The 26,246-nt window shown below is 48.6% G+C and carries 22 protein-coding genes; 11 read left to right on the top strand and 11 right to left on the bottom strand.

Features of this window, described 5'->3' with window-relative positions; all coding sequences use genetic code 11:
* Positions 1 to 361 precede the first annotated feature (361 nt).
* Positions 362 to 3,670, top strand: coding sequence for a PAS domain-containing protein (locus tag AC1XUF_RS15500; RefSeq protein ID WP_483342719.1), 3,309 nt, complete (start codon positions 362 to 364; stop codon positions 3,668 to 3,670).
* Between the two features lie 91 nt (positions 3,671 to 3,761).
* Here the strand turns inward: AC1XUF_RS15500 and AC1XUF_RS15495 are convergent, their stop codons facing one another.
* From AC1XUF_RS15495 to AC1XUF_RS15460, 8 genes are all read right to left on the bottom strand, one after another.
* Positions 3,762 to 5,357 carry a RagB/SusD family nutrient uptake outer membrane protein gene (locus tag AC1XUF_RS15495; RefSeq protein WP_483342718.1) on the bottom strand — a complete coding sequence of 532 codons (1,596 nt, stop codon included), beginning with the start codon at positions 5,355 to 5,357 and terminating at the stop codon, positions 3,762 to 3,764.
* A gap of 38 nt (positions 5,358 to 5,395) precedes the next feature.
* Positions 5,396 to 8,884, bottom strand: coding sequence for a SusC/RagA family TonB-linked outer membrane protein (locus AC1XUF_RS15490; RefSeq protein WP_483342717.1), 3,489 nt, complete (start codon positions 8,882 to 8,884; stop codon positions 5,396 to 5,398).
* 140 nt (positions 8,885 to 9,024) lie between these two features.
* On the bottom strand, positions 9,025 to 10,086 hold the full coding sequence (locus AC1XUF_RS15485; RefSeq protein WP_483342716.1) for a FecR family protein: 1,062 nt from the start codon (positions 10,084 to 10,086) through the stop codon (positions 9,025 to 9,027).
* Between the two features lie 199 nt (positions 10,087 to 10,285).
* The gene (locus AC1XUF_RS15480; protein ID WP_483342715.1) at positions 10,286 to 10,897 is read right to left on the bottom strand and encodes an RNA polymerase sigma factor; all 612 of its coding nucleotides are present in this window, start codon (positions 10,895 to 10,897) and stop codon (positions 10,286 to 10,288) included.
* A gap of 201 nt (positions 10,898 to 11,098) precedes the next feature.
* Positions 11,099 to 11,980 (bottom strand): DUF6544 family protein, encoded by an 882-nt coding sequence (locus AC1XUF_RS15475; RefSeq protein WP_483342714.1) that lies wholly within the window; start codon positions 11,978 to 11,980, stop codon positions 11,099 to 11,101.
* Positions 11,981 to 12,071: 91 nt separating this feature from the next.
* Positions 12,072 to 13,085 (bottom strand): phosphotransferase, encoded by a 1,014-nt coding sequence (locus AC1XUF_RS15470; RefSeq protein ID WP_483342713.1) that lies wholly within the window; start codon positions 13,083 to 13,085, stop codon positions 12,072 to 12,074.
* A complete protein-coding gene (locus AC1XUF_RS15465; RefSeq protein ID WP_483342712.1) occupies positions 13,078 to 13,596 on the bottom strand; it encodes a P-loop nucleotide/nucleoside kinase family protein in 519 nt (172 codons plus the stop codon). The genes AC1XUF_RS15470 and AC1XUF_RS15465 overlap by 8 nt, the downstream gene beginning before the upstream one ends.
* 38 nt (positions 13,597 to 13,634) lie before the next feature.
* Entirely contained in the window at positions 13,635 to 15,491 is a 1,857-nt protein-coding gene (locus AC1XUF_RS15460) for an alpha-amylase family glycosyl hydrolase (RefSeq protein ID WP_483342711.1), read from the bottom strand.
* Positions 15,492 to 15,511: 20 nt separating this feature from the next.
* Between AC1XUF_RS15460 and AC1XUF_RS15455 the strand changes: the two genes are divergently transcribed.
* The 10 genes from AC1XUF_RS15455 (at position 15,512) to AC1XUF_RS15410 (ending at position 23,133) form a co-directional block, all read left to right on the top strand.
* Positions 15,512 to 16,378 (top strand): universal stress protein, encoded by an 867-nt coding sequence (locus AC1XUF_RS15455; RefSeq protein ID WP_483342710.1) that lies wholly within the window; start codon positions 15,512 to 15,514, stop codon positions 16,376 to 16,378.
* A gap of 130 nt (positions 16,379 to 16,508) precedes the next feature.
* On the top strand, positions 16,509 to 17,177 hold the full coding sequence (locus tag AC1XUF_RS15450; protein WP_483342709.1) for a BON domain-containing protein: 669 nt from the start codon (positions 16,509 to 16,511) through the stop codon (positions 17,175 to 17,177).
* 108 nt (positions 17,178 to 17,285) lie between these two features.
* A complete protein-coding gene (locus tag AC1XUF_RS15445; RefSeq protein WP_483342708.1) occupies positions 17,286 to 17,477 on the top strand; it encodes a hypothetical protein in 192 nt (63 codons plus the stop codon).
* Positions 17,478 to 17,506: 29 nt separating this feature from the next.
* Positions 17,507 to 17,641 (top strand): hypothetical protein, encoded by a 135-nt coding sequence (locus AC1XUF_RS15440; protein ID WP_483342707.1) that lies wholly within the window; start codon positions 17,507 to 17,509, stop codon positions 17,639 to 17,641.
* 357 nt (positions 17,642 to 17,998) lie between these two features.
* A complete protein-coding gene (gene adhP / locus AC1XUF_RS15435; RefSeq protein WP_483342706.1) occupies positions 17,999 to 19,033 on the top strand; it encodes an alcohol dehydrogenase AdhP in 1,035 nt (344 codons plus the stop codon).
* Positions 19,026 to 20,288 (top strand): glutamyl-tRNA reductase, encoded by a 1,263-nt coding sequence (gene hemA / locus AC1XUF_RS15430; protein WP_483342705.1) that lies wholly within the window; start codon positions 19,026 to 19,028, stop codon positions 20,286 to 20,288. Before adhP ends, hemA begins: the two co-directional genes overlap by 8 nt.
* Positions 20,289 to 20,409: 121 nt before the next feature.
* Positions 20,410 to 20,655 (top strand): hypothetical protein, encoded by a 246-nt coding sequence (locus tag AC1XUF_RS15425; protein ID WP_483342704.1) that lies wholly within the window; start codon positions 20,410 to 20,412, stop codon positions 20,653 to 20,655.
* Positions 20,656 to 20,950: 295 nt separating this feature from the next.
* Entirely contained in the window at positions 20,951 to 21,412 is a 462-nt protein-coding gene (locus AC1XUF_RS15420) for an Hsp20/alpha crystallin family protein (RefSeq protein WP_483342703.1), read from the top strand.
* Positions 21,413 to 21,537: 125 nt separating this feature from the next.
* Positions 21,538 to 22,422 carry a hypothetical protein gene (locus tag AC1XUF_RS15415; RefSeq protein WP_483342702.1) on the top strand — a complete coding sequence of 295 codons (885 nt, stop codon included), beginning with the start codon at positions 21,538 to 21,540 and terminating at the stop codon, positions 22,420 to 22,422.
* Between the two features lie 123 nt (positions 22,423 to 22,545).
* Positions 22,546 to 23,133, top strand: a complete 588-nt coding sequence (locus AC1XUF_RS15410; RefSeq protein ID WP_483342701.1) for an NAD(P)H-dependent oxidoreductase — start codon at positions 22,546 to 22,548, stop codon at positions 23,131 to 23,133.
* A 91-nt stretch (positions 23,134 to 23,224) separates the two neighbouring features.
* Here the strand turns inward: AC1XUF_RS15410 and AC1XUF_RS15405 are convergent, their stop codons facing one another.
* From AC1XUF_RS15405 to AC1XUF_RS15395, 3 genes are read right to left on the bottom strand one after another with little or no spacing between them, the layout of a single operon-like run.
* Positions 23,225 to 23,905 carry an ABC transporter ATP-binding protein gene (locus AC1XUF_RS15405; protein ID WP_483342700.1) on the bottom strand — a complete coding sequence of 227 codons (681 nt, stop codon included), beginning with the start codon at positions 23,903 to 23,905 and terminating at the stop codon, positions 23,225 to 23,227.
* Entirely contained in the window at positions 23,902 to 25,161 is a 1,260-nt protein-coding gene (locus tag AC1XUF_RS15400) for an ABC transporter permease (protein WP_483342699.1), read from the bottom strand. Before AC1XUF_RS15400 ends, AC1XUF_RS15405 begins: the two co-directional genes overlap by 4 nt.
* Complete coding sequence (locus AC1XUF_RS15395; protein ID WP_483342698.1) at positions 25,158 to 26,237, bottom strand: efflux RND transporter periplasmic adaptor subunit; 1,080 nt, start codon at positions 26,235 to 26,237, stop codon at positions 25,158 to 25,160. Before AC1XUF_RS15395 ends, AC1XUF_RS15400 begins: the two co-directional genes overlap by 4 nt.
* Positions 26,238 to 26,246 lie beyond the last annotated feature (9 nt).

The raw sequence follows: 26,246 nt of genomic DNA, 5'->3' as shown, positions 1-26,246 counted from the left end.
CTGTCACAGAAATGATGACGGCTTTTTTAGTTTTTATCCAAGACCGGATACCAGGCGGGATTGCCGGATATCACCTTCGGGAACATTTCTTTTTTTACCTTCTTCGTGCAGGGCAATTGCCCGTGTGACCAGCCGGTTTTGAGCCGACCAGGTTCTTTTGTTGATCTAATTCTAGCCCGAATGTCGTTCCAATCGCTTTTCGCATGGTTTTTCAGTGGATGTTTCTATACAAATGGTGGGGAATCCTTTCCGCGACAATGTCCGGACTGCCGTGTGTGGCCCATCACAGATACGACTCACAAGTTTTAACACGCATGAGAGTTCTAACGAAAAGTTTAACTGATTAAAGTTTATCGTATTCATGATCCCAGCTTCTATTTTTCTCAAGGGCGGAGGTGAAACCGGTGCGTTTTTGAGGTTGTTGAATTGGGCTGATTCTCCGGTCGGCATACCGGAAAGCTGGCCGTTGAGCTTAAAGTTTACCGTGTCGACAATCCTGTCGTCACCATTTCCAATGTTATTGTTGTGGGGTGAGGACCTCATTCCATTTTACAATGACGCCTTTTCTCCGGCCTTGAAAAACGAGGGTGGTTTCCCTGAAACCATTCACCCGGGAAAACCCGGCCAGGCGGAAATCTGGCCAGGCATGAAATCCCTGGCCCGACAGGTGATTGCCACGGGCGATGCGGTCTGGAGCGAAAACCAGCTTGTTCCTGTTGCAAGAAACGGACAGGATGAAAGTCATTTCTGGAATGTCAATTACAGCCCTGTATGGGATGACTCCGGGGAGGTCGCTGGTGTATTGCTGGCCTGTCAGGACGTTACGGAGGCTTATACCCACATACAAAATAAGTTACTGGGTGAAAAATGGTTCAAAAGCCTGGTTGACCAGGCCCCGATGGCCATCGCTATATTTGCGGGCCCCGATCTGGTTATCGAAGTCGGCAATGACAAAATCTTCGAGATCTGGGAAACCGGCAAATCCGGAATCGGAAGTCCTTTGCGTGCCGTGCTCCCTACTATTGCGGAGAGCGGTTTCCTGAACATACTGCAGCAGGTCTACCACAGCGGGGAGCCATTTTCCGCCCTGGAAATTCAGGAGGACTTCGGACGGGGCGGACTTGCCGAGCCTGCGTATTTCGACTTCATTTACCTGCCCCTGCATGACGAATCTGATGCAGTCCGTATCCTGGTAATGGCCACTGACGTCACGCAGAAGGTCAGGTCGCGGAGGGCGTTGGCTGCTAGCGAGCGCAAATTCCGCTCATTGATTGAGCAGGTTCCGGTTGGTATCAGTGTGTTTGCCGGCCGGGATATGGTCGTCGAGCTGGCCAATGAGCTTATGCTGGATTATTGGGGCAAAGACGAATCCGCGATCGGCAAAACACTCCGGCAGGCCATGCCGGAACTAGACGGCCAGCCTTTCCATGACCTCCTGGAAAACATTTACAATACCGGAGAAACGTTCAGTTCCGAAAACGCGCCGGTAGACATTGAAGTAAACGGGGTTATCGACAGGTATTATTTCAATTTCACTTATAAGCCCCTGTTTGACGAATCCGGAAAGGTTTATGCGATCATTGATATGTCGCTGGATGTGACCGCACAGATTGTCGGTCAAAAAGCGCTCGAAGAAAGTGAGGCCAGGTTACGATCCGTGATAGCTGCTGCGCCGGTTGCAATCGGACTTTTTGTTGGCCCCGGCTTTGTGCTTGAGATGTCTAACAAAGCGTTCCTGGACATTTTTGGCAAAGGTCCCGATATAACGGGCTCCCCCCTGGCCGAAATCATGCCCGAATTCTGGATACAGCCATTTTCACGGATCATGGAGGACGTGTTTACATCCGGAAAAATGCACCAGGAGTTTGAGGCACAGCTTGACCCCGTCGATGGCGGCGTCACTGCCAATCATTATTATAACATAACCTATACCCCGCTTTTCGATGGCGCGGGAAAAGTATACGCGGTTTTGAGTACGATCGCCGATGTTACCGAGCGGGTTGCGGTTCAAAAACAGATCGAGGAAAGCCAGATGCAGTTGCTGGCCCTTTTTGAACAGTCGCCAGTGGCTATCGCGATCATCAGCAGGGAACAGCTGGTTTTCAGGATGGTGAATCCTTTTTATGCCAATTTGGTTGGCCGGACACCGGAAGAAATGCTCCATAAATCCTTGCTGGAAGCGCTTCCCGAATTGCACGACCAGGGCTTCGACAAGCTTTTAACTGAAGTAATCGACACAGGTATACCATTTTTGTCAAAAGAACAACCTGTTAAGATATTGCTTGATAATGAGCCGGTCACCATCTACGTAGACCTCACTTGCCAGCCTCAGCGCAGTGCAGATGAGGTAATCAGCGGTGTATTGGTTGTGGCGACTGACGTGACACAGCAGGTATTGGCGCGCCAAAACATCGAACGCGCGGAAAGTACCCTGCGCAATGCCATCGAACTCGCTGAGCTGGGCACTTACCAGGTTGATTTGAGTACGGGATTGCTCGACTATTCCAGCAGGATGAAGGATTGGTTTGGAATAGAGGAAACGGGTCCCGTTTCTTTCGAAAAATTCTATTCGGTTGTTCATGATTCGGACCTGCCGGCTGTGAAGGAGGCCATCAACCGGGCCGTTTCTCCCGGAAGTGCGGGAACCTACGACATGGAATTTGGGATCAAATCCTTGTCCAATGGTCGCGAAAGGGTGATACACGATCAGGGCAAGGTCTTTTTCGACGATAACGGCCATCCTCTGACCATGATTGGAAGTGCGCAAGACGTAACCATCCAGCGCAAAATTCAACTCGCCCTTGAACGGCAGGTACAAGAGCGCACCGAGGAACTGGAGGCCAGCAATGAAGAAATGGAGGCGACCAATGAAGAGCTGGCTTCTATCAATGAAGAATATATGGCTATCAATGAAGACCTCAATAAATCCAACAACTTACTGGAGCGCTCCAATGAAAATCTCCAGCAGTTTGCCTATGTAGCCTCCCACGATCTTCAGGAACCCCTTCGAAAGATTCAATCCTTCGGAGAGATGCTCGCTAAACGCTATGCCGACCAGCTCGGCGACGGCAAGGACCTGGTGATCAGAATGCAGTCCGCCGCCAACCGGATGTCGGTACTAATCGAGGACCTGCTGTCCTTTTCACGGATTTCGGTAACGCCGGTGGGGTTGGAAACCATTTCGCTTAACGTCGTGGTCGACGAGGCGCTGAGTATGGTCGAACTGGCTTTCCTGGAATCAAAAGCGGAAATCTCGGTGGATCAGCTACCCGTTATTTCGGGGGATAAATCGCAACTCAGGCAGCTTTTCCAAAATTTACTGAGTAATGCCATCAAATTCAGGCGGGCCAGCGTCCCGCCCAAAATCCAGATCAGATACTCCCTGGCCGAAGAGGGCGATTTCCCCCAGCCTGAAAAACTGATTGTATATGCCAGTTCATATCACCGTATCGACGTCATTGACAATGGTATTGGTTTTGACGACCGTTATGCCGAGAGGATCTTTCAGGTTTTTCAGCGGCTCCATGGAAAAACCGAATATGCCGGTACCGGGATCGGATTGGCTATATGCGAAAAAGTTGTCGTAAATCACTCAGGAGCCATTATGGCGTCGGGACATATCGGACAAGGCGCGACATTCAGCATATTTCTGCCCAATAAGGCGATCTGACAAAATAAAAAAGGAGGGCTCCCATTTATCTGGGGCTCTCCTTTTTTGCACTCAATCCATTTTCAGCGGCTTACAGCCACTTCAATGCATCTTAATTCCAGCCGTTGGCAATGTCCTTGGCCACATTCGGATTGTAGTTTTTCTCAACGTCAGGTATTGGGAACAATACATTTTTATCCTGAAATGGCTGCTTGCCGTCGCCCGGTTCCTTGGCACGTTGTGCATTAATGGTTTGCTTTGCAATGCCCCATCTGATCAGGTCGAAGTAACGCGACTGCTCGCCGCAAAGCTCCAGCTGCCTCTCCAGCATCAGGACAGACATGGCCGCTGCCTGGCTTCCCAGGCTGGTGTACTCCACAGCACCCGACCGTTTCCTGACCTGATTGATCCATTTGAGCGGCTCCGCACCGGTCTGACCTTGCTGAATGTATGATTCTGCCAGCATCAGAAGTACGTCCGCGTAACGGATTACCTGCCCATTGATGGAGCTTGCAGGACCTCCATAGGACGCAACTTCATTGTAGTACTGGTATTTTTTCCAGACGTAATAACCCTGCGGGTCATCCGCCTTAAAAGGGAACGGAATGGCGCCACCATCACATTTCTGACAGTATTGGGTATCCCCGCCGCTGGCCTTGTCGCCATAAAATGTCGAGGCAGCCCTTGGATCCACATAGGCAGCTCCGGTTTGCGGATTGGCATAATGAAAAGCATTCACCGTCGTGGTTGGAATATACACGTTGAACCAGTCTTTGAATCCATACTCCTGCGCCCTGTCGGAATGGGTCGCTTTTCCGCCCCAGGTTTCCTGCCCCCCAAATACATAGTACTGGTTACCAATCCCCCAGTCTGTCCATGCCGCATTCATCACCTGGAAAATGTTTTCAGGACTGCTCTGGTTGTGCGTACTGAACAGGTTATCGTACGAAGGGTCAAGCGAATAAGTGTACGGAGCGGTGGTGAGCATCGCCAGTGTGGTTTGCGCCTGCGCCCATTTTTTCTGGTACAAATATGATTTGCCCAGCAGTGCCACTGCCGCACCTTTTGTCGCGCGTCCCAGGCCCGTAGCGGCATCGTAACTCACCGGAAGGTCTGCGATAGCCAGCGTAAGGTCCTGTTCTATCTCGTTCCAGATGGTTGCAGCTTTTGCCCTGGGGAAATAATTGTTGGCAACCGTGCTGTCATACGCCGTGATCAAAGGCGCATTTCCCCACAGGTTGACAATATTGAAATAAGCGTATGATCTCAGAAACCTTGCTTCTGCAATGTATTGCTTGGCATTGGCCTGGTCGGCCGCATTTGTAGGTGTCCAAACGCTCGTTCTGTCGATCACCACATTTGCGCGCAAGATCAACCGGTAGAGGCTGTTCCAGAGCTGGGCGATCTGCGCCTGGCTCGTACCAAACGAGTAATCCGCCAGCTGGGCCATGTCGCCTTGCAAATTAGTTGTCTTTTTGGCTTCGTAACCCAGAAGGTCGAATATGAAGTAATACTCCCTGGACCACAACCCCTGATGAAGAAGCGTTGAATAAGTGGCTATCACGGCCTGGTTAAGACCATCATTAGATGTAAAATAAGTGGAGTAGTCATAAGCGCTCTGGCTGGTCAGGTCGAGTTTGGATTTATCACAGCCCGCGATATTAACCGCCGCGATCAATACCAGAAAATAGATTATTATCTTTTTCATATCAATTCAATATCTGTTAATTGGAAAGTCTTAAATGATTAGAAACCAAGCTGTAAGCCTGCAAGGAATGTTCTTGGCTGCGGCAACTGCTGACGGTCGTCGATACCGCGCGAGAAGATGTAGCTTCCTCCGTTTTGTGTACTTACTTCAGGATCATAACCGGTGTATTTGGTGATGGTCAACAGGTTTTGGGCAGCCACATAAATTCGGATCCTCTTCACCGCCTTTCCTCCTGCAATGCCATGGATTACCTGCTGTGGCAACGTGTAGCCCAACGTAACATTCCTGAACCTCAGGTAACTTCCGTTTTCCAGCCACCAATCCGAGGGCCGAAGGTTACCGTCGCCTGTGGCGCTTTGGCCGGCCCGCGGCAGTGCGGCTACATCGCCAGGTTTTTGCCATCTGTCCAATATGGCGGTAGATGCATTGTGTCCTGTTGATTCATTTACGGTCACAAACTTAAAGGCATTCACCAGCTTCAATCCGGATACGCCTGAAAGCACGAGGTTCAGGTCGAAATTTTTGAAATTAACACCTGCATTGAAACCATAAACCACCTTGGGGATGGGGTTACCAAGGATTTTGCGGTCCAGATCATTCACAACACCGTCCCCGTTGATGTCCTTGAAAATAAAATCGCCTGGCAGCAACCCTGCCTGGTATTTACTTGCGGCATCTCCGGTCTTTTCGATTGCCTTTGCGTTCAATGCGTCGATTTCAGCCTGATCTTTCGCTACGTGATCGACATTATAACCATAAAAAGACCCGATCGCCGAGCCGGCAGCCGTGTATGTAAAAGTTGGCAGGTTGCTGAATGACCCCGCCTGGATAGGCGCTGCGAATTCGCTGCCCAATGAATTGACGACGTTTGTGTTATGGGCAAAATTGGCGCTCACATTGTAAGTTAACCCACCACTCGTCTGGTCGCGATAGCCGACACTGAATTCCACACCTTTATTCTGTGCGCTGGCAGCATTGGCATATTTGCTTGGCTGGCCTCCGCTCAAAGAAGCGCCTGTACTTCCAGATACCGGCACGCTTACCAGCAGCCCGCTGCTTTTCCGGTTATACCAGTCGGCGGTAACGTTCAGCTTATTTCCCAAAAATGCCAGGTCAAGACCAATGTCGGTCTGGTCGGTTGATTCCCATTTGATGTTCGGGTTTGATAACGTATTGATTGTCGTTCCGGGATTGAAGCCTTCGTTGGTTCCCAGGGAATAAACCAGGTTGCCATTTGGACTGCCGCTGAATGTAAGCACCGACGTCACACCGGTAGTCGGGATCGTGTTATTCCCTGTACGGCCCACCCCTACCCTGAGTTTTCCATCACTCAGGAATGGAGCACTGTTTTTGATAAACTCCTCATCGATAAACCTCCAGGCCAGTCCGAGACCATAGAAATTACCGAAGCGGTTGTTAGCTCCAAAGTTGGAGGCACCGTCACGTCTGTAACTTCCCGTTAATATGTATTTGTCATTGTAGGAATAAACACCGCGTCCGAAATAGGAGATAACGGAAGAACGGGCATAGCCGTAGGATGTTCCGGTAACAGCCTGCGATTGGGCAACGCTGATATTTTGGATGCTGTTGTTTGGTATTTTGGTACCGGTGGCGTTCAGGCCCGATGAGGAACCCGGATCCAGGTAGCTGTTACCGATCGTGGCCGATACGCTGTGTTTGCCAAACGTTTTGTTAAAAGAAAAGTAATTTTCAATGGTATAAAAGTTGTAGTTATTGTACCCCAGAGTTGCCTGTTGGGGCTGTATCAGATTGTTACCGCTTGCATAGGTATACTGGTAACTGCTGCTTTTGCCGCCCCCGATTTCAGCCGACAGCTGTGTCCTGAAAGTAAGTCCCTTGATCAGCTCCACTTCTGCAAAAAACTGAGGAAAAAACACGAATTGGGAGCTTATAGGCTTGTTGAGGTTAACTGCCGCAAGCGGATTACTGCCATTGCTGAAATCATCGACATTGGTGGTATTGGAATAACCTCCCAACACATTGGGGTCAAATATTGGTTTGTAAGGCGCATAGTAAACCGCGTCGGAAATGCTGGCCAGCTGGCCTACGTCTTTCACATATCGGATATTCAGCGTTTGCCCCAAATGAAACCGGCCCAGCCTTTCATCCAGACTGAACCTGGAATTAACGCGTTTGTCGGTGTAGTTTTTAACGATCGCCTGCTGGTTCATGTAACCCAGTGAGAAATTGTAGGTTACCTTTTCACTTCCGCCACTGATGTTGACGTCATTCTGAGATACCAGTGCCGACCGGAAAATTTCCTTCTGCCAATCCGTGTTGGTCTGAAGAATTTCCGAGGAGCTGAATTTTGCCGGCAATGCAGAATTCGTTGTGGCTGCAAAATCTTTTAACAAGTCGATGTATTGAGAAGTGTTCAAAAGATCCAGCTGTTTCCAGGCTTTGGCAACGCCCCACTGGGTATTGAAATTCACCTTTGGTGCTCCCGACAATCCTTTCCTGGTCGTGATAATGACCACACCATTCGCAGCAGCCGACCCGTAGATCGCCGTCGACGAAGCATCTTTCAGGATGGTTATGTTCTCGATATCTTGGGCCGCAAGCGTATTGAACATCGTTTTACTCCCCTGGATACCATCAATTACATACAGCGGGTCCACCCCTGTGAAAGATCCCGTTCCCCTGATCAGGATCTGCGCGTCGGCACCCGGCGTACCATTGGACTGCAACACCTGCACGCCGGCAGATTTTCCGATCAGCAACTGCGAGGTATTGGTGGCTGTGGTAGATCCGGCGTCCCTAGCATTGACGATATCAACGGAACCAACTACGTCTTTTTTTCTGGCCGAACCGTAACCAATCACTACCACTTCGTTTAATGATTTGTCGTCTGGGACCATACTAACCGTAAAAGAGGTTTTATCCCCAACAGCCACTTCCTGCGTTTTATAACCGACAAAACTGAAACTGAGAACAACCGACCTATCCGTTACGTCCAGTTCGAAACCGCCGTCGGCATTGGTAAGCGTTCCAAGCTGAGTTCCCTTAATCCTGACACTCACGCCCGGGAGCCCTTCCCCCTTCTCGTCGTTTACCTTTCCATCGATCTTGAAAAGAAACGCGCCGTCTTTTTCCTTAAACTGAGCAGCAGGCTGTTCCTTAATGGCATTTGTCTTATTCGAGATCAGTAATATTCTCCCGGAAGATGTAACCTGGTAGGAAATGTCCAATGGCACCAGTAACGCATTCAGAGTGGCAGAAAGTTTTTGATTTACAGCGTGTATCACCACCTCCCTGTTCGCCCTGATCGCCTTATTGCTGTACGCAAATTTCACATCGGCCTTCTCTTCCAGCTGGCTCAATACAGATTTGAGTTCCGCTTTGTCCGCGTGCAAAGTGATAGTTCTTTCCAATATCTCCTGCGCTTTCCCGTCGTGCCCTGCATAGGTGAAACCCGCAAAGGCGATAGAAAACACCATTTGAGTTAGCGATAGTCTCATAATCAGATACAGAGAGGCATAATTTTTTCGGTGACGATTTTTTTTCATAGTTTAGAATGGTTTTTTACAGAAAAACTAAGTGAATATTCTCCTTCCTTTATCTTGCCGGATATTATGAGTGTAGGAGATGTCTTTGGAGGTCGCTTGTGTTCCACCACTTGCGGCCTCTTTTTATGATGATGTTGGATTTATTTGTCGCACCCTTTGCCACTGATCAGAATTCGCGTTCCCTTTACCTCGTAAGCCGCTTCGTTTGATTTACAGATCAAATCCAGCTTGTCAAACAAAGTCATGTCAGACAGGTCGCCCGTGAATGTGCAATTTTCAAGTCGGTCATTATCCACGACGATTTCGATTCCATAGTCATTTTGTAGTTGGGCGATGATACCGGACAGTTCTGCATTATTGAAAATCGCTTTTGGAGAACCGACGACCCCGGCGACCGGGACGGGCTTTTCTATCAGGCCAGTCATGAGATGCCCGCTCTCCAGGTAGTAAACCACTTTTTGGTTTGGGGTCAGTACAACACCGTTGTTGTGCTGACGGGCCTTTTTGTCGCTTTTAAGTACAGCCTCATTCTCAAAAACCGAAACCCGGCCCGTTACGACCTCAACTTCAACCAACTGGTCGTCCCGGTTGGTCTTGATTCTGAAGCTGGTACCAAGAACCCGCGTGATCAACCTTCCACTATATACGCAGAATGGTTTTGAAGGATTTTTGGTAATCTTGAAAAAGGCATTTCCAACCAGCTGCACCGTTCTTTTGTTCGTGCCAAACTTTTGCGGGTAAATGATCTTGCTGCCTGGCGAGAGCAGCACAACGCTTTGGTCTTCGAGTACAATCCGCTCTTCTGCGTCGGCAGTGTTTTCTACAGTGACGAGAGACGCCGTGCCGGATTGGATTAAAACAGCTTCCTGCTGATGAAAATCAGCGGTGCCCGATTTTTGAAAAAACAACAGGGAGGCGATGGAGACGGTAACAGCGGCAGCAACGCCGTAATAAAAAGGAAACGATTGCCACCATTTTGCAACGGGTAACTCCACGGACTCCTGATGCGCCGGTTCGTTAACTTCCTTCCAAATGTGGTCCAGCATCCTTTTTTCGAGAAGCTGCCTCTCCCCTTCTTCAAGCGATAGCCGCGATTCCGCATTCAGGCTCTCATACCATCTGTGGATCTGGCCGGCCTCCTTGTCCGTACTTTTTCCCTCCCTGTATTTTAAAAGAAGTGCTTGTATTTCTTTCTGATCCATCTTGACCGGGCTTGTTACATAGGTTAATGTTAGGGTCGACTTTTGAAGTCCTTTCTAACATACAAGCCGCACACAAATCAAAAAGCCCTAAATAATTTTAAAGTTTCTTCGAAAGATTATGTAAAAAGGAGGCAAATGAGGCTATTTTCTTCGAAAAGTCTCAGTCGGCTTTCAACCCCGACAGGTCATTTTATCAGATTCAGGAAAGAAAAGATGATGCGATAAGAGCCAGGGAAATAAGAGCTTCTCTGACATAGGTTCTGACAGACTTGGTGGCCTTGGTAAGATGGTACTCGACGGCCTTTTCCGACAGGTCAAAATGGTTGGCGATTTTAGCAATGGGCCATTGCTCTATGCGGTGAAGTTTAAATATTTCTTTCGATTTTTCAGGCAAACTATCCAGCCCTTTGTCTATCGTTTCAACAAGGTCGTTGAACGCAATGGTATTTTCGGTACTGAAATCCTGAAAATGGGAAAAAGTCTGATAATATTCGAGGTATTTATCCTCCTGACCGTGAGAGCGGATATGATCGATCACTTCATAGCGGACGGCCGAAAACAGATAATAATCAAGATGTTGGATCTGAATGCTTTCCCGCTCTTTCCACAGCCGGGTAAAAATATCCTGGACCAGCTCTTCTGCAATTTCCTTGTGCTGCAGCTTCCTGTAAGCGACCAGGAACATGCGATACCAGTATTCCTTATAAATGGCCGTGAAAGCCTCCTCATCCCCGCTTTGTAAGGCTACTATCAGCTTTTGCTCAGATAACCGCTTACCTTCCAACATCAGATTGCCTCTGTTAGGTGTCAAATATACATTTTTCCAAAATTATATTATTTATTGCAATAATTCTATTATGCCGGATTATTTAATCGAAATTTAACCAAGGCGCCGAGCTGTCATTTTGTTCTTTTCGGCGCATCCGCCTTGTTTCAAAAGCCGATGGGCAGATTCTCCTGGAAGAAAAGCTGCCCGGCCCGCTGAACTCCTGAAAGCCTTCAAAATCGTTGATTAGAATTTCACATTGTAAGTGATGTCGCGGACTGTAAACCGGGCATAAGGCTGGTATTTCCCGCTCAACTCCCAGCCCGCTTCCAGGATCGTCGGTATCATGACGCCATTCCAGTTTTGGTACTGGCTTAATTTCGTAACCCAGGGTTGTCTGGGGCCGTCGCCCATATTGCGCAATGCCCGCATTTCAACAATCTCATGACGCCCGTTGAAGCGCACTGTAAAAGAAACTGATAAATTCCTGTGCGCATATTCGAGCATCGCAGAGGTACTGTCAATAGGTGACCATCTCAGATTTTTGCCCGGCAGCAGGTTCGTAGGAAAGCAAACGCTTTCCCCGAGCCAGCGCAGCAGTTCTCCCTTGTCGTATTTCCCGCCATGCTGGTTTTGGATGGTGAAAAGCGAGAACAAGGAAACGACAAGCCTTCCTTTGCCGGCTATGTACATGTCCCTGGCGGTAAACATGGCCGTCTTGCCCTTCCAGACAAACCCCGGCTGGTCCGCCGCGAAGTATTCTTCTCCTGAAATATTGGTCCAACCCTTTTTCAAGTCTGTCTTGAAAACGCCCTGATGAAGGAGGTGTACATTGCTGATATAGGGTTGCCCGTCTTTCAGTGCGTGCCGAAAGTATTGCTGTACAGGCTGCGGAAGCCCTTTCAACTGCCCTACATGGTATTTTTGCGATGAAACGTCATTTGAATTTACAAACAGTTGCGCTACCTCGTCACTGAACTTGAGGTAAAGGTTCAGGCGCCCCATAAAAAACACCAAAAACAATAAGGCGATCAGCCCCAGGGCTGCTTTCAGCGTGGTCGAATGGCCCGATTCTTCACTGACAGTCGAAGCAACTTCCGAGTAAATGTGGGTTCGCGATGTGCTCATAAGATTATCCGTTTATGTTCATGATAAAAATAAACCTGCTGGAAACCGGTTGATATGACCTTCACATGCCTGATTTATGAGATTCATCAGCCTATGCCTGCAATTGCGTGATGTAATCATGCATGAGTCGCAGGTATTTTTCGGCCGCCTCAAGATGGTTTTGAAAAAGGGCGGTGCCTTCCGACTCCATAGCGCCCAGCACACTTACTTTTGCCCGGATGTTTGCACGGAGGCATTTGTAGTAAAGGAAGATCAGGTTATCGGCGGGCTCCTGAAAGGCCGGAAATTGATCGCAGTAAATCGTAAGGAAAATTTCGGCAAGCGACTGCTTACCAAAGGCTTCCAGGTCCATGCACAAAAACGAGATATCGCTCAATACGTCGATCTGCCGGAAGGCATCATTGTATTCGATACAGTCAAATATCACCGGGGCCCCATCGATAAAAATGTTCCCGCTGTGCAGATCCCCATGCACATCCCTTTTAAATCCAAGCCGCACCCGCTCCGCCATCCGGCCGGCATACCTATGGACAAATGCCTCGCCGAGCGCAACTGTGCGATCAACCATGGCCTGCGACCCGGCTATTAAATGCTTTGAAATAAAAAGCCTGGTGCTTAGAATGTCATTGAATGTTTCTATCTGTTTTTGCGGATCAAATGCCGAATGAACCACCGGCGCGTTCCGGTGCAGCGAAGCGATTTTTTCGGCCAGGGCAACCATGTCGTCGCTTGTGACTTTCTCCTCAGCAAGCAGGCGGTCCATCCTCTTTTCTGCCGGGAGCTGCTTCATTAACAAGGCATAATCAACTGGCTTTCCGCTATCCCCTCCTATTTCGAACGTATTCTCATCTGCATTGACGGCAAGTACATCCAGGTAAATGGGTGAAAAACGCTTGTTTAACATCAGTTCCTTTTCGCAAAGGGCCTTCCGGGTGGTTAGTTCAGAAAAATCCAAAAAAGAGAGCTTCACCGGCTTCTTGATCTTGAAAGCGAGCTCACCAGTCAGCAGAATCCAGGATATATGGGTCTCTTCCAGCTTTGCGCGAAGCGGTCTGCCTTGGTACAGCCCCTCTTTTGCCAGGATATGTATGTCGTGTTCATTCATATTGTTGCAGGTAAGCGGTGGCTATTGCGAGCATTTCAGGGAGGTTATCCGTGCCCGACCGCAGGTCCAAATGTTCACCCGCGTACGGCTCGAAAAGCGCTTTCATACTTTCGTAAACGCCAAAATCCGCCTCACTGTCCGCTCTCGGCCTGCCCAGCCGCTGGCGCGATAATGCTTCGCTGGCTGTGATTAAAATAAAGGCAATGTTGGCATGATGCCTGGATGCGATTTCTGAGAACAAGGCTCGCATCGCGTGATGGTAAAAAGTAGCATCCGCCACCACCGTTTCTCCCTGGTCCAGATGTTGGGCAGTCATCTCAGCCATAACCTGGTAAATATGCATTTTATCTTCCAAAGCATACTTTCCCCTGGCCTGTAACGAATTCCTGATTTTGTCGCTGCTTAAATAAACAGCTTCCAATGCTTCGGCCAGCCTTTCGGCAAAATAACTTTTGCCGGACCCCGGCAACCCCGAAACAACAATGACCAGTCCAGACTGCGTATCCTCCATTTTGAACATTGTAATGCTGGATGAAAATATTTAGCCCATCACAAACTACTATTGCTCAGCACAACAAACTGGGCAGGCGCCAGCTTTAGTTTAATAAAATGCCTATTCCCCTCTTCGTTCAAAAGTACGTTCACACTACCTTCTGCTCCATAAATGAACCTGAAAATGCTTCCCTGGGGATTAAGCAGCGGGTCCACCAGGACATACTCTATGTCTTCCTCGTCCTGTGAGCTGTTGTATGCGACTATAATTTCCTCATCATAAAGTACCCGGGAAAAAGCCAGAAGACATTTTTCAAATGTGGGAAGAAGAAAATTCTTACCATCCACCGAAAGTTTACGCATATACATGCGTCCGAACCTCAGTGCCGCATTCTCCTTTCTTAGCCTGGCCAGGGCGGCTATTTCCTGGTAAATACGGCAAGATTTATTTAAAGCATTCAATGCCGGATTCTCCAGGCTGAACATGGCCTCGCGCACATTAAAATCCTGCTCCCCGGAGCCCTCGAAGCCCTGCTCGGTTCCATAGTAAATGCACGGTGTGCCAAGTGCGCACAACAAAAAGCCAATACCCGCGATAATCTGGTGTTCGGAGGCCTCCTTACCAAATCGCCGCTTGACCACCTGCCCCAGCTGATCGTGGTTATCGATAAAGGTCACCAGAAATTCGCCGAATTCGCCCCGGCTCATGGCGTTGTTGCGAAGCGATTCATAACGCTCGATCAGCCTCTGCGGCTTGGAGACCCCCCGGATTACATCGGCCAGGATGTGGTAAAGAGGAAAATCCAGGACAGAATTCAGCCCAAAATAAATCGCCTTGTCCTCTACCACAACTGAGGTTTTCGGGCCGATATACCGGTTGTACATTTCTTCCGGACCCACAAATTCCCCAAAAAGAAAAAAATTACGCTTACCCAGCTTGTAAGCGTACTCGCGCACGTGCGAACAGAACTGGCTGACGGTTTCCTCCCCCATGTGCTTAACCGCGTCGATCCGGAACCCGTCTATGTCCGTTTCCCTGATCCAATAGCAGTGTATTTTGGTAAGTATCTGCTGTACAAACAGGGCTTCCGGGGATGAATCGTTTTTAAAACTCTTAAGGTTTTCAAAATCACCTTCCCTGGTCTCGGGGTAGGCATCGAAATTCCTGATCTGCCCTTTCCGCCAGTATAATTCCTGATTTCTCAGCTCAACCGGGACGGGCAGGTCGGGCGAGCGCCATGCTTCAAAAGGAAACACGGCTCCCTGGTAGTAGTAATATTTTTCGTCACCGGGATAGGTCCAGTTATCCCCGGAGTGGTGCAGCACGATATCCAGAAAAACTTTGATATCATAGCTGTGTGCCTTTTCAACAAGGTCTTCCAGGTCTTTTTTTGTTCCAAACCTTGGGTCAATATTCAGGTAGTTCTCTATCGCGTAGCCGTGGTAGGAGAAGGCATTGTTCTCAAACACCGGGCTCAGCCACACAGCTGTGCAGCCCAGGTCCCGGATATAATCCAGGTGCTGAGTTATTCCGTTAAGTGTGCCGCCGCAAACTTTTTGAAGCTGGGAAGCATTCCCGAAACCGGTCCGTCGTCCAGGTTTATCGACAGGCTTTCTCTCAAGGTTGTCGTGGAAACGGTCAACCAGCAGAAAGTAGATGAATTCCTCCCGCCATTCGCGGTTGCCGTCGGCCCAATAGGTTTTTCCTGGCTTTGCCGAAAGATCGATGTCAAAAATAGAATTGATTGTGCCGTTGCCAGTCATTTTATCACCGGGTTTGCCTGTTGTCACAAAGCTATGGCCCTGCCCACCCAGCCTGGCTGACCAGCGTCCTGAAATGAGATGACCTTCGTCATTTCCAAACACCCTCACTACCTCCAATTTTGTAACACACTGAAAAAGAGCAATCCTCATTCAATAAATGCATCATACTCATGAAAACAATACTGGTACCTACTGACTTCTCCGGGAATGCCGACAAGGCATTGGCCGCCGCCAAACAAATCGCAGGCAAAACCGGGGCCAAACTATTGATCATGTATGCTTTTCAGCCATACGTAGGCGATTACATGGTCCCCCAATCCATTGCAACAGCTCCTACTTACCAGCAGCTCGAAGACGATTATCGCTCCAAGCTCAACGAACTTGTGTCCATTGCACAGCGGGAAGGCTTCCGCACCGATGCCATCTGGGATACAGACGGCGTCGAACCTGCGGTACTAAGGCAAGCTGAGGGTAATTCTGCCGATCTCATTGTGATGGGCCGCACAGGCCACGGAAAGTTTTTGGACAGGATGATAGGCAGCTCGGCTACCGGCATTGCCCTCCATGCACAATGCCCCGTGCTGATTATTCCCCCCGAGAGCAAAGTGCAGCATTTTGACTATATCGTATATGCCACGCAGCTTGAATTCGACGAAAAGGAAACTTTACTGCGCGTCGTCGCACTGGCCAAGCAGCTGGGTGCCAGGCTCAAGCTCGTGAAGGTCAATTCAGACCAGCAGCTGAATATTCAGCCGGACGGGCAATATGTGGACGAAATCGAGAAGGAACTCGGCATCCGCCGCGATGATATCACCATCCTGAACGGCGAGGACGTGATGGAAACCCTGGAAGGCTATTGCGACAGGGTACTGGCAGACCTGCTGATCGTTTCACACCGCCACCACGGGTTTTTAGAAAAGGTCTTAAACCCCTCTATGACTAAAAAATTCACCGTCCGAACACAGGTACCTCTATTGGTCTACCATCAGAAATCTTCCCATACCAAATTCAGGCCGCCTATGGTAATCCTGGACTAAAAGACGCAGGCGTTGGGGGCCGGCGCAAAGATCAAAAGCACAATTATGGCTGACCCACGTCATTGGGATGACAAGCCGCGTAAAATAGATTTGTAACATTTCAATGTAGGGACTTAAAATATTTGCAACCATGAAAACGGATCTTGAAATCCAGAAAAATGTAATGGATCAGTTGCGCTGGCAACCGGTTCTGGATGCAGCTGAAATAGGCGTATCCGTCAAAAACGGGATCGTGACCTTGTCGGGCCTGGTGGACTCTTACCCGAAAAAACTGGCCGCAGAGAAAGCCGCAAAAAAAGTGTCCGGCGTGAAAGCCGTGGCCGAAGACATCATCGTGCACATTTACCCCGAAAAGCAAAAAACCGATACCGAACTGGCCGAGGCAGTGGCCAATGCACTCAAATGGCATTCGGCGGTGGCAAGCGAAAAAATCAAGATCAAAGTCGAAGACGGCTTTGTTACACTGTCCGGTCAGGTCGACTGGTCTTACGAGCGCAATATGGCGGTCAATGCCATTGAGAACCTGGCCGGGGTCCGGCTGGTGATCAATGACATGATCGTCAAAGCCAGGCCGGTAGCAGGTGACATCACTAAAAAGATCGAGTCTGCCTTCCACCGCCATGCCTCTATCGACTCGGGGAAAGTAAAAGTATCGGTCACCGGGAACGAAGTCACACTGACAGGCATTGTGCGCTCCTGGAACGAAAAAGAAGATGCAGAGGAAGCTGCCTGGGCGGCCACCGGCGTGAACCAGGTCATCAACAACCTATTGGTAGAAGAAGAAGAATTTGCTTTTTAGGAACGATTGAGTATAGGTAATTCCAAATAAGCCTGCTGTGCGCAGGCTTATTTTTTTGCTCTTTGAATCAAATACAGGACAGCATTCTGCTGACCAGAATGATTTACAATGACAAACCTCAGTCCGGGCGATTTGCTGATTTTCAAGTTAAGAAACACGTCGGCATTCCAGCCCAAATTCATCTTCATGCAGAACATACCTACCCACCTGCGATTTTTCTACAGCCTCAGGGAAAGCCCTCCGCTTAGCTGCTCGGAGGCAGGTACCATTGCAACCCGGCCCGGCCACTGCCGTTCATGACCATTTTCGCACAAAAAAATTTCGTCACCATGCATCACCTGGGAGTATATGCCGACCCTGGCTTGCTCAACTGGCTTACAGAAGCATATGCTAAACAAGTGATGTCAAAACCTGATATGGGCAAAGGCTGCGTGCATTTCAAGAGCATATCCCATTTGAGCTGATCTCTGAATTCACTTCCAAATTATCCGTCTATGAATGGATTGCGGCTTACGAGGGCCGCATGAAGGGGTGAGGACTTTTAACTGCCGCCAGTAACCCCAAACAGCGATTTCAAAAACAGAGACGGTGATCCGAGAGTTATCGGACTTCAAAGATGATTGCCTGCCTGATATGAAAGGCGGTTTAATCACAATCCATGCGTGTGATCAACTGGCCAGAGCGCGCAATGCATCTTGATCCAGCTACCATCAAAACTGACAAAAGTCAGTTTCTTCGCTGACCAAGCTCCTGACGATAAGGTTATCTAGGGCTGAAATTTACATCCATAAAGTAAGTCAGTCCCTGAAAACATCATCACAATGCTACCAAAAACAATGAAAGCTGCGGTTGTCCGCGAGTTTGGAAAACCCTTGCAGATAGAAGAAATGCCTGTAAAAACGCCTGGCAATCATCAGATCCTGGTGAAAGTGATCGCCAGTGGCGTTTGTCACACGGACCTGCACGCTGCCGACGGTGACTGGCCTGTCAAACCCAAACTTCCGCTGATCCCGGGACATGAAGGAATAGGCTATGTGGCCGCTGTCGGGCCGGAGGTGAGCAATGTCCGGGAAGGCGATATTGTAGGTGTACCTTGGTTATATAGTGCCTGCGGCTGCTGCGATTATTGTATCACAGGCTGGGAAACCCTATGCGAAACCCAACAAAATGGCGGTTACAGCGTCGACGGCGGTTATGCCGAATATGTGCTTGCCGATGCCAGGTATGTTGCCCATTTGCCGTCGGGGACGGATATGATCGAAATGGCGCCCATCCTCTGCGCTGGCGTAACCGTATACAAGGGGATCAAGGAAACCGAAACCAAACCGGGTGAATGGATCGCAATCTCCGGCATCGGAGGGTTGGGGCACCTGGCGGTTCAATATGCCAAAGCCATGGGAATGCACGTGGCGGCAATCGATGTCGCGGATGATAAGCTGGAACTGGCTAAAAGCCTGGGTGCTGATCTGACAGTCAATGCATTAGAAACAGACCCAGGGGAATACCTCAAGAAAGAAACCGGTGGAATGCATGGCGTGCTGGTTACGGCCGTGTCACCGATCGCATTCAAACAAGGCATTTCGGTCATGAGACGGAAGGGAACACTCGCACTGAACGGACTGCCCCCGGGAAGTTTCGACCTGCCTATTTTTGAAACCACTCTTAACCGATATACCATCCGTGGCTCCATTGTTGGTACCAGAAAAGATATGCATGAAGCGATTGATTTTGCTTTGGACGGTAAGGTAAAAGCGACAGTCAGCACTGCCAGGCTGGAAGACATAAACGATGTTTTTGCACACATGAAAGCAGGTGAAATCCAGGGCCGTGTTGTAATGAAGATCGCCGATGCATAATTTGTTTAAGGCGATAAGCCTGTCTTATCGCAATGCGCCTTTGCACATCAGGGGAATGTTCACGCTGGATGAAAAAAAAGCGAAACAATTGATACTGCGGATAAAGGAGTACTTCCGGCTCGGTGAGATATTGGTCATCTCAACTTGCAACCGAACCGAAATCTACTATTCATCGCAAGTGGATCTCAACGACGAGTTAATCGGGCTTTTATTGAAAGAAAAAGGACTGGAAGGTCAAGAAGAGCATTATCTCGATTATTTTGAGCGGATCGCATGCGGCGAAGATGCGGTCCGGCATTTGTTCGAGGTCGCACTTGGCCTGCATTCGCAGGTAGTTGGCGACATGCAGATTGCCAGCCAGGTTAAGCAGTCGTACCAATGGACCGTGGACCTTAATCTGGCAGGGCCATTTTTGCACCGTCTGCTGCATACTATCTTTTTCGCCAATAAAAGGGTGATCCAGGAAACCGCTTTCCGGGACGGGGCCTGCTCCGTGTCCTATGCGACGGCAGAACTCGTGAAAAGTCTCCTTCATAACCCGAGGATCCTGGTCGTCGGCCTGGGTGAAATAGGGACCGACGTGGTTAAAAACCTGCCATCCGGATCACAAGTTACATTGGTCAACCGCACCAGGAGCAAATCCGAAGAGCTTGGGGAGAAGTACGGGCACCGCATATCCGATTTTGAAGAAATTGAAAATGAGATTTTGCTTGCCGACGTGATTATCTCCTCGATCGTCATGGAAGAACCCTTTTTCACAAAAGAAAAGCTGGCTCATGTCGGGAGATATTCCTTTAAATACCTGATCGATTTGTCGGTGCCGATCAGCGTGAGCCCGCAGGTGGAAGATATTCCCGGCATTTTGCTCTATAACATAGACGCGATACGCAGCAGGACCGGCGAAACGCTTAGTCAGCGAATTGCGGCCATCCCCATGGTTCAGCAGATCATCTCGGAGGCTATAGCCGATTTCACCGCTTGGTCGGAGCAGCTGCTGATACGACCCGCTGTTCAGAAATTAAAGCGGGCACTGGAACAGATCCGTAAGGAAGAAATGGCCCGTTCCGCCAAAAAGCTGTCTTCCCAGGAGATCGAAACGCTGGAACTTATTACAGGCAGCATGATGCAAAAGATCATCAAGCAGCCTGTACTGCAATTGAAGGCAGCCTGCAGAAGAGGTGAGGCAGAAACGCTGATCGGTGCATTGCATGATCTCTTCAACTTGGAACAAAAGGCGGAAACAGTGATGTCATGAGCAATGTCATGTTTCATGGCTTCGCTAGTCATGAGAATTGTTTGTCGGCGGCGGTAGTATTGTACAATCAATGAATACACCTTAAATGTAATTCCAACGCCACATTTTACGATTCCGCGATATGACCTACAAACCTAATTCCCAGCAAGTAACCTTCGTATTACCGGTTTATTTTACAAAGGCGGAGATCGTCTTCACAAAATCCTCCAAGCATTTTGAAAACATCTCTTTCAGGATCGCGCCAACCAGTAAACCGGTACACGCCGTTTCGACAGAAGTTTTGGAAAAGGGGCAATGGCTGGCACAGCTGATCTGGTCGGAAGGCAGGTCCCAGTTTTGCAGCGAGAAATTGATTGAGATTGCCTGAGCACTCAGGCTACTGCAACTGCGCTATCTGCCTATTTCAGTATGGTGGCACACTGCCCGCCAGGGTGCGCAGTATGCCGGATGATTTGCCCTAGTGGTTCCTTTGTTCCAATCAGCGAATTGCCTGGCCGCAGTATCGATTCTCCGATCCTGATCATTAATGATCAAGTCTTATATCTAACTCCAAATCTGATCATGATCAGTTCCGGCAATGCCGGCCATCATTCATAACCACTTACCGCTCAGGTACTTTTACAATGTTGATAAACAATTGTTCAAACTAAATAAACAAAACTATGTCACTTGTAAAAAGAAACGGGGCCTTGTTCCCAAGGCTGCTTTTAAACGACTTTTTCGACACCAGTGCCCTGGGTATACCGTCCTTGTTTGACTTTGATGACAACCTTTCCAGGTTCGGTCTTTCGGCAAAAACCCCATCGGTTAACATCGCCGAAAATGATCAGGCATATACCATTGAGCTGGCGGCCCCCGGCCTGGAGAAAAAGGATTTTAAAATCGAGGTAGAAAACGATACGTTAACCATCAGTTCCCGGAAAGAGCAGGAAACCAATGAAGAAAAGGACAACTATAGAAGAAGGGAATTCTCCTATCAAAGCTTCTCCCGCTCGTTCCTGCTTCCCGATAATTCACAAACTGATCACATTGATGCGCAGTATCAGGATGGTATCCTCAAGCTGACGCTTCCCAAAAAAGAGGTCAGTTTGCCGGCACCTAAAAAGGAAATTGCAATTGCCTAACTAAACGAACACGTCGGCCACACGGCACCTACGGATTGTGGCAAACCCGCAGGTGCCGTGCGCCGTCGACGGTCTTTTCTTAGCTATACTGAAGATATCATCAAGCCATAAAAGTCGCACCCCTCATGAAAACAACGCTTTTACTCACACTCCTGTCATTTTCGGCGCTTTTGTCACTAGGATTAGTTACTTCCTGTACGGACCATGAGATCCCTGAGGAAAAACGCTGGCGGATAAAGAGCCTGACCAGAATGGTGCCGGACAAGCCCGGAATCAAATTCATCAGCCAATTCTCATATGATCCGGGTGAAAAAATCACTTCCATTTTTACCTATCAAACTCCCGACAGCAGCATCTCGCCCACTGAGAAAAGCGTGTATCTCTATGATAATTGGGGAAGGTTATCCCAAATGGAAAGAACGCTTAGTTCTTCCGGATCAGAGCGTTATGTTTATAGCTATGATCCATCAGGGCACGTCTCAGCCATCCACTATACCGGCGCGCCCGGTGACTTTTATGACATGACATTTACTTATGATGACTCGGGAAAGCTTCACACCAGCAAACGGTCTTTCAATTATTACTACGCACTGTCCTATGAGCAGTTGAACAACTATGCATTCGCTGACGACAATTTATCCTCGCTACACACAGAAACCACGGTGGTACATGCAGTTCCGGGAACTAGTACTCTCAATACCTTATTCTGGTACGATGGTCACAAAAATCCATTTTTCGGAAACTACATCATTCCGGCACCAGTAAAAATAGCTTCACCGACGACCGGTAACTTCCAACATTATACTTATTACGGCGGAATTGACAACTTGTTTCACCTAAGCAAGAACAATATGGTTATGTCCCTCGTCAAAGGTTTTTTGCAAATCAACTACGTCTATACCTATCATGTCAGCGACATGCCGGCCAGCCGTCAGACGTTCGCCGCACCAGCGTTTGGCCTGCCGCAGGAATTGCAGGAAACGCTCTATTACGAGTATGAGACCTATTAACCCGGACCGCAAAAAGAAGATGAATTTGCCAGATCAAATGCATGCAATGGTACCGGAAACCCAAGTCTGCCCACAGGTGTGTGCTGACGCCGATAATTAAAATGATAAAAATACCCCATTCCCTTGAAAATATACATCCTGCTGGCACACCCGGACAAAGACACTTTTAACGGACAGATTGCCGAAACCTATTTGTCTACAGCCCGAACAAAAGGGCATCAGGTAAGAATACAGAGGCTCGGGGAGATGAAATTTGACCCCGTCCTCTGGAAAGGCTATAAAGGCAACCAGTCACTGGAGCCCGACTTACAACAGGCCCAGCAGAACCTTCTCTGGTGCGATAAATGGGTCATCATTTATCCGATGTGGTGGGGATCGGTCCCTGCCCTATTCAAGGGTTTTCTGGACAGGGCCGTTAGCCCGGGATTCGCCTTTAAATACCACGAAACAGGGCCGCTTTGGGATAAATTATTGAAAGGCCGGAGCGCTGAACTAATCGTTACATCCGACGCGCCCTGGTGGTGGATCTGGTTTCAATACAGGAACAGCGATTTCGGTATGCTTAAAAACGCCACACTCCAATTTTGCGGTTTCAATCCGGTCAGAACAACCAGGATTTCGGGTATGCGGTCGCTGAAGCCCAGTGAAAGGAGTCGATTGTTAACAAAAATCACAGACAAAATTCCAACCGCCACGTTCAAAAATCCATGATTGGCCTACCGGGCTTTTCCCGATCTGAGAGAAATGGTCCCCGACCCTAAACCCAGACTGCTACGACAGCCAGCTGAGCGGCCCACCTCTGCTAACCATTGATAATTCTCCCATCCTGCATTTCGATCGTCCGTTGGGTCCGTGCAGCAAATTCATTGTCATGCGTGACAATCAGCAGGGTCTGGCCAAAGTCGGAGGCCAGTTGCTGAAATGTCTCGAACACGATTTCGCTGTTCTTATTATCAAGGTTACCCGTTGGCTCGTCCCCCATGATAATCAGCGGGTCGTTGATCATCGCCCTGGCAATAGCTACCCGCTGTTTCTGACCGCCAGAAAGTTGGTTAGGCCATTTTAATGCCTCCTTTTCAATTCCAAGTACCCTCAGTTTCTCAAACGAACGTTCTTCAAGTTCCTTAACTGAATATTTCCCCAATTTCAGTCCGGGTAACATGACGTTTTTCAATACCGAAAACTCATTGAGCAGGTAATGGAATTGAAATACAAAGCCGATTTTCTGGTTCCGGACAACGGCCAGTTCGGCTTCGCTTTTACCGCGCATTAGCTCGCCGTCAACTTCCAGTTCTCCCTGATAGTCGGTATCCATTGTAGATAATATATAGAGAAGCGTGGATTTGCCGCATCCCGACTTTCCGATTACAGATATGAATTCGCCTTTGCTGACAGAAAGATTAATATCCTTCAGTACCGGGATTTCCACCGGGTCCCGGAAAGATTTAAAGATATTTCTCGTCTGCAATATAGTACTGCTCATTTTCCTCTGATGATAACCACCGGATCTATTTTGCTTGCTTTTCTGGATGGAAAGAAGCTGGCCAGATAGGTAGTGAGTACCGAAAATATCCCGCCGATCAGGTAATATTTCAGACTGTAATTGATCGGATAAGTTTTAATCGTGGGCAACGAAGGGGTATTGAAAGGTATATGATCGATGATGGCCGAAAGTCCCAGACCAAATACCAGTCCCAGCGCACCGCCAAAGACGCCTATACTGGCGGCTATACCCGTGAAAATCCAGTTGACGTCCCTGCCTGAAAAACCGGTCGCCTTTAATATGGCAATCGAATCCATCTTTTCGTAAATCATCATGTTAAGGATATTATAAATACCGAAACCCGCAACAATCAGCAGCGTAATACCTACTGAATAAGAGATCAGGCTCCTGATTGAGCTGCCCGTCTCGTACTGGGAATTTGCGGTTTGAATATCAACAGCATCTACATCAAATCGCTTTTGATATTGCCGGGCGAGTTGCGGTGCCAGCCTGAGGTCTTTCAGCTTGATTTGAATATCAGTGATATAACTATCCGGTTCGCCCAGCAGCTTTTGTGCGGTACCAATCGAAGTGTAACTTTGAACCTTGTCGATTTCCTGCAGTCCTGATTCAAAATAGCCTACAACCTTCAACTGTATGCGTTCACCTTTCGGAGTCGTAACCTGGATGACTTCCCCGATGTCGGCCAGCATCTTTTCAGCAATTCCTTTTCCAAGGATGATGCTGTTGGGGACATGTATCAGATCCTGATAATTCCCGCTGGTCACATAATCCTGAAACAGGAACAACCTGTTCTCCTCCCCCGGGTCAATGCCATTAATGGTGCCGTTCAGGCTAACCACTCCGATGTTATAAAAAACCTGCGCAACAATTTTCGGTGCTACGCCCAGGACAACCGGCTCATTTTTCAGCGCCTTGATGATGGCCGCGTTGTTATAAATTTCCTGCCTTTCATTTTTTGGCTTTACCGAATGAACAAAATTGCGGTAACCGTTGTATTGTTCCGCAATATCAATAGGTTGCTTGTCAGACAATTTGATGTCGTTATACAAACGAATATGAGGAGTGCGGTTGAGGATCAGTCCATCCAGAAGGTCATTCAGGCCGGACATGAAACTCAATAGTCCGATAAACATGGTGATGCTAAATGTGACGCCGATCGCTGCAACAAGTGTCTGTTTCCACCTTGCCAGCAGTAAAGCGCGGGAAATGTCCAGCAGCAGCCCGTACGTCATTTTTCAGGAACGATTAGTTGGTCATTGGTACCGACGCCGGAGATTATTTCTATTTTATCGTAGTCTCGAAGGCCGGTTTTCACGGTTATCCGTCTGCCGCTTCTGTCCATCACAACCGAATCGTCCAACACAAAACTTCGGGGGAGGACCAACGCACTTGATTTGGTTTGAATCACAATATTCGCTTCAAAAGTGATATTGGGATAAAGCGGTGCCGGCGGATTTATAAATTCGGCCTCCACTAAAAATGTCTTGCTCTGCGAGTTCATCATCGGAAAAACCCTGGTTACCGTGGCTTTAAAAACTTTTCCCTTATAGCTGTCCATGGCCACGATAACAGGCTGGCCTTTTTTTACTTTAAGGATATCGTACTCGTCAACCTGCATTTCGAGAATAAAATGGTCCGCTTCGCCAAGGATCGCCACGGGCGTCTGGGGAGTGACAATCTCTCCCCTATATTTCAAAAGACTGTATACCAATCCATCCACCTCGCTTTTTACCGTAAAGTCACGCGCCTGCCTCGATGAAATAAGCATGGAGTTCCTGGATTGCCGCGAGTTAAAATCCAGCTGGCGGCGCAGGTCGTCATAGGCAATCACTGCTGAACGGTATGCCGCTTGTGCGTTCTGATAGGCAAGCGCCCTTTGTTCCAGGTCAATCAGCGTTCCGGCATTGCCCTTCCACAGATTCTTCTGACGGAAATACAGGGTCGAATCATTTTGCATCAGGTACAAAGCCTGTTCAATAGAAAGCTTAGCCTGCTGCAATTTTCCCTGGTTCGCATTAAAATCCAGGTATCTTGCAGCAAGCTGCGCATTGTCCTCAGACAATCTCTGGGCCTGATTGGATATGGAAAGTATGGGCGTTCCTTTTTTAACGTATTCCCCTTCCGTCACAAAAACCTTGTCGATAATGCCATTGACGACGGCAAAGGCCTGGTATTGGTTACGGCTCTTTACAATGCCGGATGCATAAACCGATTCAGAAATAGGTGACCTGACTGGCCTGATACTGCCCGTTTTGTTTTTACAGGCCAGTAATGCAAAGCTTAAAACAAGCATCAAAATATTGTTCATGGACGACCT

The sequence above is a fragment of the Dyadobacter sp. HNCC25DJ185 genome (assembly GCF_056895195.1).
This window is presented reverse-complemented; position numbering and strand designations above follow the sequence as displayed.